11 protein-coding genes and 1 pseudogene are annotated in these 11,433 nt (G+C 34.0%); 11 read left to right on the top strand and 1 reads right to left on the bottom strand.

The genetic code is table 11. The annotated features are described in order from the left end of the window. Window positions 1–345 precede the first annotated feature (345 nt). The 8 genes and pseudogenes from J7E77_RS06020 to J7E77_RS05985 all read left to right on the top strand — a co-directional run bounded on the left by J7E77_RS06020 (window position 346) and on the right by J7E77_RS05985 (window position 6,441). Complete coding sequence (locus J7E77_RS06020; RefSeq protein ID WP_214713095.1) at window positions 346–675, top strand: HMA2 domain-containing protein; 330 nt, start codon at window positions 346–348, stop codon at window positions 673–675. After that, window positions 672–1,196 carry an HMA2 domain-containing protein gene (locus J7E77_RS06015; protein WP_214713094.1) on the top strand — a complete coding sequence of 175 codons (525 nt, stop codon included), beginning with the start codon at window positions 672–674 and terminating at the stop codon, window positions 1,194–1,196. Before J7E77_RS06020 ends, J7E77_RS06015 begins: the two co-directional genes overlap by 4 nt. A gap of 8 nt (window positions 1,197–1,204) precedes the next feature. Then, window positions 1,205–3,328 carry a heavy metal translocating P-type ATPase gene (locus J7E77_RS06010; RefSeq protein ID WP_214713093.1) on the top strand — a complete coding sequence of 708 codons (2,124 nt, stop codon included), beginning with the start codon at window positions 1,205–1,207 and terminating at the stop codon, window positions 3,326–3,328. After that, window positions 3,300–3,890, top strand: coding sequence for an HMA2 domain-containing protein (locus tag J7E77_RS06005; RefSeq protein WP_214713092.1), 591 nt, complete (start codon window positions 3,300–3,302; stop codon window positions 3,888–3,890). The genes J7E77_RS06010 and J7E77_RS06005 overlap by 29 nt, the downstream gene beginning before the upstream one ends. Window positions 3,891–3,953: 63 nt before the next feature. Further along, a complete protein-coding gene (locus J7E77_RS06000) occupies window positions 3,954–4,178 on the top strand; it encodes a hypothetical protein (RefSeq protein WP_214713091.1) in 225 nt (74 codons plus the stop codon). A gap of 690 nt (window positions 4,179–4,868) precedes the next feature. Next, complete coding sequence (locus J7E77_RS05995; protein ID WP_285290494.1) at window positions 4,869–5,372, top strand: GNAT family N-acetyltransferase; 504 nt, start codon at window positions 4,869–4,871, stop codon at window positions 5,370–5,372. A 21-nt stretch (window positions 5,373–5,393) separates the two neighbouring features. Beyond that, window positions 5,394–5,708: pseudogene (locus J7E77_RS05990) on the top strand (N-acetyltransferase family protein); the annotation flags it as partial. A gap of 139 nt (window positions 5,709–5,847) precedes the next feature. Continuing rightward, window positions 5,848–6,441 carry a dienelactone hydrolase family protein gene (locus J7E77_RS05985; protein WP_214713089.1) on the top strand — a complete coding sequence of 198 codons (594 nt, stop codon included), beginning with the start codon at window positions 5,848–5,850 and terminating at the stop codon, window positions 6,439–6,441. Window positions 6,442–8,082: 1,641 nt separating this feature from the next. On the opposite strand, the gene J7E77_RS05980 is transcribed toward J7E77_RS05985, so the two are convergent. Next, on the bottom strand, window positions 8,083–8,862 hold the full coding sequence (locus J7E77_RS05980; RefSeq protein WP_214713088.1) for a LysM peptidoglycan-binding and 3D domain-containing protein: 780 nt from the start codon (window positions 8,860–8,862) through the stop codon (window positions 8,083–8,085). 287 nt (window positions 8,863–9,149) lie between these two features. Here J7E77_RS05980 and J7E77_RS05975 point away from each other — a divergent pair, with 287 nt between their 5' ends. The 3 genes from J7E77_RS05975 to J7E77_RS05965 all read left to right on the top strand — a co-directional run bounded on the left by J7E77_RS05975 (window position 9,150) and on the right by J7E77_RS05965 (window position 11,368). Next, window positions 9,150–9,860: a hypothetical protein gene (locus J7E77_RS05975; RefSeq protein ID WP_214713087.1), complete on the top strand. Its 711-nt coding sequence runs from the start codon at window positions 9,150–9,152 to the stop codon at window positions 9,858–9,860. Between the two features lie 148 nt (window positions 9,861–10,008). Further along, complete coding sequence (locus tag J7E77_RS05970; protein WP_214713086.1) at window positions 10,009–10,182, top strand: hypothetical protein; 174 nt, start codon at window positions 10,009–10,011, stop codon at window positions 10,180–10,182. Between the two features lie 679 nt (window positions 10,183–10,861). After that, window positions 10,862–11,368, top strand: coding sequence for an MIP/aquaporin family protein (locus J7E77_RS05965; protein WP_214713099.1), 507 nt, complete (start codon window positions 10,862–10,864; stop codon window positions 11,366–11,368). Window positions 11,369–11,433 lie beyond the last annotated feature (65 nt).

Genomic DNA, 11,433 nt, shown 5'->3' with positions numbered 1-11,433 from the left:
GCACCGGCATGACCGCCGGTCCTCTACTTCAAGGGACAAGAATGATTACAATCCTTGATCACTAACAGTTGAGGATTTTTAATTGAACAATACCAGTTAATATCAGCTTTTTGTTTATTTAAGAAAAGGTTGCTTTTCCAGAACACGGAAAGCGTCTTTTTAACGGAATAATGAAGGGTTTGTGGTTACAAGAAAATATTAGTAGCTCAATTAAAGGGCAGTTGGAACAAGGGTATTTATTAAGAATAAATATTTATAATAAAATGGTTTACAATATCTTTAATAACTTATTGTCTTAGAGAATTTATATTGGTAAAATATTGAATTAAGTTGGTGGTATTTAACATGATTGGTAAAATAACAGAAAAAATAATGCTTAAACATGTGGAAAGAAAGCTAGGTAAATATGATATTAAGCTTATGCATTTTATCCCTGGACGTATTCGCCTCCAATCCCCTATATGGAAACAGAACGTCTTATTAATAAATAAAATTATAGCAAAATTGAAAGAGCAGATTTTAGTGTATGATGTACAGTTTACAGAATCAACAGGTAGCTTACTTATTAAATATGATGCCTCCTATGTAACCGATGTGAGGGAACTAGAATCATGGTTTTATATAGTAGATGAAGTTTATCAGAAAGAATTCACCATAAGGAGAGTTGAACAGTGATACCTACTATTGTAGGAATTGGAGCTTCTTTAATAGCACCTAAAATTATGTCCCAGTTCCGAGATCAAAAAATAAAAATACTACATGCTATGCCTGGTAGGATACGTTTACAATGCGATACTTGGAAACATCCTATTGTAGCAGAAGCTTTAAGTAAACACGTACAGAATCATCCTCTTATACTAACATCCAAAGCATCGGCCATAACCGGAAGCCTTATTATTCAATTTGTTGTGCCTCATATTAGTCAAGATGAACTGGATGAAGTGATGACCAACATTGTACAAATTGCATCAGATGCTATCTTACATAAAAGTGCTGTGATGATAAGTGGTATGAAGAATACATTAGATTTTGTAGACAAAGGCATAAAAAAGCAAACCAATGGATTTGCTGATTTTGACAGTCTCTTTGTTTTATTTTTGTTAGGTAAAGGCATCCAATCCTTTGGTAATGCTCCTGCATTTTCAGCGAGTTTACTATATTGGTCATATACCATTATTAAGAATAAAGGGGAGTGACATATTGGATGATAAATGGATTGCGAATTTCACATTCTTTACCTGGTAGAACACGATTTCACTTATCAGGAGTTAAAAATCATAGTCTTATTGAATGTTACTTTCGCTCTTTTCCAGGCGTATATTCAGCTATTTATACAAAGCTAACAGGAAGCGTTCTAGTTTATCATGACTTCACAACCTCTTCACAGAACCTAAAGAAATTTGCCTTATCTTCTTTAAAACAACAGCCTAAGAAGCAATGGTTGCCTTTTACATGGACACAAATGGCTCCCATCGTTGCTTGTACGGCTATGTTTGTTGCAAACTGGTATGTACAGAAAATTCCTCTGTCGTTCGCTTGGAAAACTGCCTTTCATTGGGGAGCGATGGTAACGGCTATTGTAACATCATCGGGAGTCATAAAAGATGGATTTTTCCATTTGTTTAAAGAGAAAAAAGCAAATGCCAATACGTTAACTGCAGCTTCTATCTTTGCTTCCCTATATATAGGAAACCCTGGTTCTGCCTTGGTTATTACCATCATGTCAACTATTAGTGAATTACTGACAGAGTATACATCTCAACAAACAAAACAGTATATTCATTCTGTTTTAGAACTAGATACTCCATACGCTTGGAAAGTAAATGCGCAAGAAATTGAAGAAAAAGTTTTATTACAAGAGGTACAAGTAGGTGACCGGGTAGTTGTCTTTACTGGAGAAAAAATACCTATTGATGGAATTGTAATTGATGGACACGGTACAGTCGATGAGTCATCTATTACAGGTGAATATATGCCAAAGGAATTGAAAGAAAACGATTATGTTTATGCAGGTAGTGTTCTCCAAAGTGGTCATGTTAAGGTAATGGTAGAGAAGGTAGGAGAAGATACCGCACTTTCTCGGATTGTGAAACTATTAGAAGAAGCACAAGAAAAGAAGGCGCCAATTCAAAACATTGCAGATTCTCTAGCTGAAAAAATGGTCCCTGTTTCATTTGGTTTAGCTTTATTGACATTTTTATTAACACATAATGTAAGTCGAGCGATGAATATGCTCGTTATTGACTTTATCTGTGGAATTAAATTGTCTACAGCTACAGCACTTTATGCGTCTATTGGGAGAGCTGCGAAAGAAGGAGCTATTGTAAAAGGAAGTCATTACATTGAGGAAATGGCCAAAATAAATACAGTTATCCTAGATAAAACTGGTACGATTACAGAAGGAATGCCCGTAGTCCAACATGTTATTGCATCTGAAGGATATCAAAGAGAAGATGTCATTCGTCTCGCTGCTATAGCAGAAAAAAATTCTTCACATCCTATTGCAGACGCTATTGTCAAACAAGCGAATGAATGGAACATTCAAGTTCCGATACGGGATAATGATGCAAAGGTTCATACAGTGGTTGGGAAAGGAATTTCTACATTTTTAGATGGCAAACAGATTGTAGTAGGAAGTCTTCGTTTTATGAATGAGTTAAAAATCAAAATGAATGAATTTCTACATAAGTTAGAGAAAGACGAAAATGTGATTTACGTAGCCTATGATCAGACATTAGTAGGTGTAGTGAGTATTTTTGATAAAATTCGATCCGGTATGCACCGTGCAGTTCGCCATCTACGTAAGCAAGGCATTGATGACATCATCATGCTAACAGGAGATAAGCGAACAGTAGCAAAAGAAATAGCTCAACTCCTTCAGTTAAATTGGTATCATGCTGAGGCTCTTCCAGAAGAAAAAGCTAACTATGTAAAAAGGTATGGAAGAAGAGGTTCGGTTATGATGGTAGGCGATGGAGTAAATGATGCACTAGCACTGGCTCATGCTAATATAGGAGTTACGATGGGAGCAAAACGAACAGATATTGCATCAGAAGCCAGTGACATTATTGTTACATCGGATAATCCACAAATGCTTTCTGAGTTAGTAGGACTTTCTAAGAAAACAATGAACATTATTAAACAGAACTTTATCGCAACGTTTGTGATCAATGGAATAGCTATCATATTTGGTGCTCTAGGTATCTTCTCCCCAATTGTTGGGGCAGCCATTCATAATGCAGCAACAATCGGTGTAGTATTCAATAGTGCACGTATCTTATGGGTAGGAAGTGAATCGAATGAATCCCAAATTCTATATTCTGCATGATATTCCTGGTCGTCTTCGATTACAGATTCCATCCTTACGAGACAGGATGAATTTTAAGGAAATTGAACAACTATTCTCTTCTCTTAAAGGAGTATCATTTGTCAGAATACAGCCACTTATTCATACAATGCTGATTGAATATGAATCATTATCTATCTCTCGTAATATCATTTGTCTATATGTGTCAATATTTTTTCAACAAACAAGATTAGATCCATTGGATGATATTATGATTCATATGCATCCAGCAACCCGAAGTGACTGGTTGCGTGCATTATTTTCTGGTGGATTATTATTGTTAGCAGGCATAAGAAAGTCATCTTTTCACAAGCCTGATATTTTGGTCTATGGAGCAGTTGCTGCTACCGGTTACACCGTACTTTCTCATGGAACGATAAATAAAATCAGACATCCAGATGTATTGACAGGTATATTAAGTCTACTATCTCTAGGGTCTTCTAATATGCTCTATGTAGCAATGATTACATGGATTGTAAACGTATTAGAGCTCTTACATGAAACAAGAAATTTTCAAATACAAAGATTTCAACAGATAACCTAGATATTATATTCATACATAGCTGTATGAATTGATATATAACTAACAAAATGGGGGAATAATACAATGATTAATCGAGATTTTTTAATGGGTTTTGTATCAGGAACAGTTGTAGGAGCAGTAGGATACCGTTTGTATGAGCAAAACGGAGGTCAACTGCAACGCCTTGTCCAACCTAATCAACCATTCAGAGGAGCACAAGGAGCTAGTTCATATCAACCTTCTGTAGAAGAGTTGGTAGCACAAAAAGAACGTTTAGAAGACATGATTGCAGAAATGCAAATGAAATAAAAGTTGCACTCATCAAAAAAAGAATGAGAAACAGTCCCAGGCTGCTTCTCATTCTTTTTTATATAAATAATAGGGGAACACAATAAATAAAAGAAGCATGAATTCATTGACTGTACCTTAAAATATAGTTAGTTTGAATAGAGTTTCGACTTTGCTATAGACAAATATTTTCACCTAATATTAAAATGTTGCACAAAGGAAAACTTTATACTATCATACTTCAATAATGGAATCTAATCAACATAAAATCCATAAAACGGTATATATTTACTATAAATAACTAAAAAAATTTAATGTTAATAAAATATCACGAGTGTTGATTATCCAAAATTAGACAGAATCCTCCCGTAAAAAGGCAAGGTTTCTTTTAAAAACAGCGCCAATTCAGAGTTGTCAACTGTGGATTTGAAATAAAGTCACGATGTTTATAAAAAAGACGCAAAGTTTTGAATAAAAGTCGCGATGTTTTGCCTTTGGATATGGTTATCTAAAGGGGCATTTTTATAGTGAAAGGAAAAGAATATCTGAATTAAAAGGTGAATTAAGGAACTGTTGAGTGACAATAAAATTGTTCCATTAAAGGGCGCAATTCTGCAGCAAGAATTGTGCTTTTTCTTTATAGGGCCATTTAATCGAATAAAAGAAATTAACTACTCAAAAGATGGGGGAATCATTTTGAAGGTAATCCAGATGGAACGATTATACCTTAGGCAGTTGGTAATGGATGATAAAAACGAATTATCGAGAGTGCTCTCTGATCCGGAATCCATGCAATACTATCCTCATCCTTTTAACGAAGAGAAAGTGAAAAATTGGATACATTGGAATATGGAGAATTATAAGAGATATAACCATGGACTGTGGGCAGTGATTTTAAAAGAAGGTGATATATTTATTGGCGATTGTGGGATAACGATGCAAAAAATCGAAGGTAAAACATTACCGGAAATTGGTTTCCACATTATTAAAGAATATTGGAATAAAGGATATGCAACGGAAGCTGCTTCTGCTTGTAAGGATTATGCATTTAACGTCTTGAAATACCCGAAAATATTTTCTTATACGACTCTAAAAAATATCCCTTCACAAAAAGTTGCAAAAAAAATCGGAATGAAGATTTATAAGTTTTTTGAAAAAAATGGTGAACAACAAGTTGTTCAGGTTTCATATAACGATGGAGAAGGATGGTGGTAAAAAGCATCATATTGGTCGTTATTCAATTATCGGGCGCATTCCTATTTGATTGCTATCGGTGGAAGTGTTAAGAGAACAAAGCACTCTGCGTATCTTGTTATTGGTATTTTAGAAGAATACATAGGGCAAGGGATAGGAACAGCTTTATTTCAATGTTTAGAAGAGTGGGCAATAAATCATAATATTTCACGATTAGAACTTACTGTGGTAACACAAAATGACTCAGGTGTAGCTCTATATAAGAAAAGTGGATTTGAAATTGAAGGTACGAAGAGAAATTCACTTATGATTGATGGAACGCCTTTTAATGAGTATTATATGTCTAAATTATTATGAGTATCTTTACTCCGTTAAAGGGCGCGATGCTTATATAAGGGGCATCGCCTTTGGTATTTAACAAATGAGCAAATTGGTAGAAACAATATAATATTGTATTAATTAAACAATATGAAAATCATTACAGGGGTTGTATAAGGTGATCAAAATCCATAAAAATTCCGATAAAGTAATCATTGTAGTACACGAAATATATGGAATTAACCAACATATAACAGATTTATGTGAATTATTATCAGAACAATATTTTGATGTTATTTGTCCAAATTTATTAGAACAAGAAATCCCTTTTAGCTATTCTCAAGAAGAAAAAGCTTACCGCAATTTTATTGATAATGTTGCTTTCATTAATGCATTACATAAAGTAAAAAATATATTATCTGATATTAAAGATGAATACTCAAAAATATTTGTCATTGGATTTAGTGTAGGGGCAACTGTTGCATGGATGTGTAGTGAAGAGGAATATGTCGATGGGATTGTCGGATACTATGGTTCACGTATTAGAGACTTTGTAAATATATCTCCAAAATGTTCAACAATGCTATTTTTCCCGGAAGTAGAAAAATCGTTTAATGTTGATGAACTAATTTCAACTTTAGATAAACAGAATATAGATATACATATATGTAAGGGTGAACACGGATTTAGTGATCCATACTCACCTAAATACAATGTAGAATCAGCACAAAATACATTTAGAGAAACATTGAACTTCTTTAGAACTAACTGAGTTTTTATTCCACAACCAGCTAATATAGCTGAATGCTTATTCCATTAAAGGGCGTAATTCTGCAGCAAGAATTGTGCTTTTTCTTTATGTTTAGGGCCAAATTGTGGAATAACTCCTTTAAAGAAAGTTGGATCACTATGTTAAATTTCGGAAGAGAGAGGAAAATCACAGTTGAATAATCTAATTTAAAGAAAGGGAATAAGGTGAAATAAAAACCTTGTTCCTTTTTTATTTTGTAGGCTTCTAATCCTGAAAGGATTGCCGTTCTCCGCTTACTTAAATTTTTACATTCATGCCGAAAACTATGACACTAGTGGAAACTAGCTAATCGCAGCTATGCTGGGTATAGGCACAAATTTCTAGTTCAGCAGCTAACTGGGTTTCCTTATTAAAAGAGTCATAATTGAAGACATCTCTCGACTAACTTTTTAGGTGTTTGATGGGATAAGGTCAGTAGTGGTGCGTGCTGAGATCATTATTAATTAATCGTTTGTGTAGTGGGGAAAAGACGGGCAATTTATAGAATTTTGTAAGTTTAATAGAAACCTATCCGATTTTGTGGAAAGTTGGATTATTTCCTGCGGAATTTACTTCCGGTTCTCGACAAATTTCATTCTTGCTTCGCAGGGGAAGTACTTATAAATCAGTACTTGTTGCTTTTTTAACTAAACGTTTGAATAGTATAGCCTAAATAGAATTTAATCGAACGGCGTCGATTAGTGACAAAAGTAATTTGGGCCGTTTCTTTCTCCAATTTTAAGACCATTTTTCAACAATTTATTTATGCCTTGGAGAAGGCTGATTCATATTTATCAAGGAATGCAGCCATTCTAATCAAACGTTTAATTGAAAGGAAAACTTGAGGGAAATGGTCGAAGTTTGTAATTTCATCGATTGGTGCTGGAGTGAACTTCTTCTCCTACAAACCAATAATTACTGGATAAATTAACAACAGAAAATCCCTAAATATGTTTTATAGGATAAACAAGGTAAATCCAGGAAAGTGGGCCTGGATAGTCTATTACTCTAAAAATAAAACAAAAAAATTTAATATTTTAGACTAATAGTGCTTTTTGTGGGATACGAATCCGTTCTCTATTGGATTCGTTTTTATGTGTAATAACAAATATTTTTTTAGAATTTTGCTATATTCATTGAAGTAAAGTACCGTGGAGGAATAATTTTGAAAAACATATTAGAGACCATGGGGGCGGTTCTACTGGTTTTATCTGATTTTAGAAAGTTCATGGGGGATGATTCTTGTGGTCGGGACTAACATCATTAAAAACCATGAGAACCGTCCCTGTGGAGTTTTTCAGGTGACTCTATGTAATTGGCAAAATAAATCAACAAAAAACCAGCATCACTTGAGGATACTGGTTTTTTGTTGATTTATTTTATTCTAAAGAAAAATTACAAGTTTTAGCTTACTTTACGTTAATGAAGTTTGTGATATGAAAGAAATCAATGGTTATAGAAGAATCATGTCGAGTGTTTTCATATTATTTGGCGAAATCACAAAATGTGGTGATGAATCAATTAGGGTAATTTAAAAAACACTGCAACCCCTTGATAAATAAAGGGAGTTGCAGTGTTTTTTACGTAAATAGAGATCCTCAGGATTGTCTGGTTTTTGGCATGTTAGTTTAATATTGTTACCTTTAATTGTTTTACTCCAAAATTGATCGCATCTTGATTAGAAGGAATAAAGATATCAATTCGATTTCCTTTAATGGCTCCGCCAGTATCTCCAGCGATTGCATTTCCATAGCCTTCTACATAAACTTTACTTCCAAGCGGAATAACAGATGGGTCAACTGCGATGACCTTTGCATTTGGGTTTGCTTTAAGGTTAATACCAGTAGCGGTAGTACCGGAACATCCCTCACATGAAGCCGTATAGGCTGTAGCCTTCACAGTAATTTCCCTTGAACTTGTATTAGTAGTTGATGCAGCTTCTACCGCGGGTTCACTTTCCTTTGGTGCTTGCGCTGCAGGTTTTGCTGATGCTGTTTGTGCAGCAGGCTTCGTTTGTTTTTCTGTTACAGTAGTATTAGTCGTATTTAAACCTTCATAGATTAATAGATTTAATCCAGGATGGATGAGATCGGTAGTTAATTTGTTCCATTCTTTAAGTTGCGAAACAGTTACCTGATAATCCATGGCTATATCCCATAGTGTATCACCTTGCTTAACATCATAATGTTTTTCTGGTGCAATGGTTAGTACATCTCCAGGGTGAATAAGGTCCGTAGTAAGATGATTCAACTTTTGTATATTTTCTAAAGATGTATTATTTGCGCGTGATAGATCCCAAAGGGTATCCCCTTTTTGTACTGTTACTGTTGCAGCTTGTACATTAGCACTTACAGTTACTGAGAGTACAGCAACTGCTATAATTGATATAATTCTTTTAAGCATTCTTTTACCCTCCACGTTCTTTGGTTGCTAAGTTTTTATCATCGTAACATAGAATTGTCTGAAACAAAGAACAGGGAGATGTTAAATCCTTTACGTCCGTGGCGTTTATATTACAATAGTATTTCCAATCCCATTTTAATAACTTTCGATATTTTAGCCCCAATACATTCTGCATAACGATGACATTTCATAATTTTTTCATATTTCCTTCACTGAAAGTACACACCAAGTGGATAAATTAGATAGGGAAGTGGTAATGCCATTTCTACAATAAAGGAGGAATGTTAATGAAAGTTAAATCATCTTTACTGGTACCGGCAATCACACTTGCTTTGCTTGGTTCTGCTGCATCTGCAACAGCAATCAAATCGGACAAGGAAAATACGGATAAAGCAAAACAAGAACAGATCGTATATAAAAAATCCGATAAAATGGATGAGTTATTGAACAAAGCATTACAATACGCTTCCCCGGCTGTAAAACAAGAATATGAAAACAATGTAAAGACAATGCGCTCATTGAGAGAAAAGCTTGGAAAGAAAGTGGAGTTTGGAAAAAGAGTAAAATTTAACAAAAAGATAGAAGCTTCGCCGGAAGCAAAAGAGATAATCGAGAAAGTAAAAGATGGTAATCTATCGAAGCAGGAAGCGAAACAACAGCTTATGAAACTTAATGGCGGAGAAAAAGGTGTTCGTATAAAAATTTCCGGCGCAGACAAAGAGCAAGTGAAGGCGATTATGGATAAAGTAAAAGCAGGAACCATCACAAAAAAGCAAGCCATGAAAGAAATGGAAAAACTTCCTGGAGCAAAAATGATTCAAATTAACAAAGAAGACCTAGCAAAAGTAAAAGAAAAACAGACGGACTGGGAGCAGCAACTGCAAGAAGCAATCAACAAAAAAGATCAAAAAACCATTGATTCGATCATTACCCAGCTCAATGATAAAATGGAGCAAGGTATACAAAAAAGACAACAATTGCTGAATGAAGCAAAATAAGAAATATAAGGATTCCTTGAACTCACTAAAAAAAGCAATATTTTATGAACAAAAAAGGAGTCTTTGGTGTAAAGTTTTGTTTTCGGGTTTTATATTGTTAGCCAAAGGGGAAAATAGTAAAGATAACTTGGAAAGGGAGGAATGAAAAATGGATGTTCCATTCACATCAAAGGAAGTCATTACTCAGATCCAGAAGTTACAGAACCAAGGTAATTCGCTACGTAAAAAAGAGGTAAAACAACTTTATCCTGATTTAATGCGGAGTGCTTTGTATTACTACCCAAGTTGGCAACATGCCATAGAAGAAAGTAAAGTAGGCTAGAATATTTAATTTACATCAAGATTAGAATAATATGAACTCTGTTAACAAAAAGGTTTCGCTCCCCGTGAAGCCTTTTTGTTATGCTTAAAGTTCCTTTAGAGCAATACAAAAATGCGTAATGGTGCTAGTGCTCTAGAAGTAAAATATTGATCAGTATTAATACCTATTTTTAAATTTGAGGTACCACCATAAAACCAACGCAAATACAATAAATGAAAAATAATAGTTTATTTTTCCAATAATAAGGAAATAATTGGTCATATTTATACATTCTTTAATTGACGCAATTGATTTGAGTTGGGATTAATAGGAGTGGTACCAATGAGGAAAATAAATAAATTAGCAGACTTATGTTGGGAGGGATTAACTTTAAAACACGTTTCTCACAAAGATCCTTATGTACTATTTTTTATTATTACATTAATTTTTGAGCTGTTTTTATCTTTTTTGTTGATCTTATCTTTTTTTCTATTCAGTAAATATGGATATAAACCTAATATTCAATACTATATGAGTGCTGTAATTTTGATTTTAATGTTAATCATTACAGTTCAATTGCTAATTACAACAATGAAGGTAGATAAAACCTATACGAAATGATGATACTTTAGATTGTTCGAAAAATGATTGATAACTAACGTATGGATTTATTCATTAGACAAGAAGGAGTGCACTATAAATTGCTACTGGTTGGGGATTTGCTGTTGGTATTCCTGCAGTTATCTTTGGTGGAATTAGTGGAAATCATATAAACCCTGCTTACACCATTGCATTAGCAGTTAATCATCTATTTCCTATGGAAAAAGTTATTCCTTATATAACAGAACAACTCATTGGTGCATTTATTGGTGCAATGATTGTTTGGATAATGTATAAACCTTTTATGGATGATACAGAAGATGATATGGAAGTGCTAGGCTGTTTTGGATTAGTACCTTCCTACAAAAAAACTTATCTTAACGCATTCTTTACGGAATTCATTGGTACATTTATTCTAGTTTTTTGTGCAGTAAGTGTTCCTTTAGATGTATTAGAGAGTCTAAATATTCCTGTACTCAACCTAGGACCTGTTGGAAAGGATGCTCATAAATGGACGGAACGTCTAGATGTTGACAATGCCTTCGAACCTTTAAGAGATATGCTTTCTATTACAGTTAATCTATTATTAGCTGGGGACAATGATTAAAATATATTTGAAGACACCCTTCATTTAATAATGTCCTCATCGTTAAATATAAGGCAGCTTTGTAA

It is taken from the genome of Bacillus sp. ISL-77, from assembly GCF_018613105.1.
Note: the sequence above shows the minus strand (reverse complement) of the source record. Positions and strands in the feature narration are given on the sequence as shown.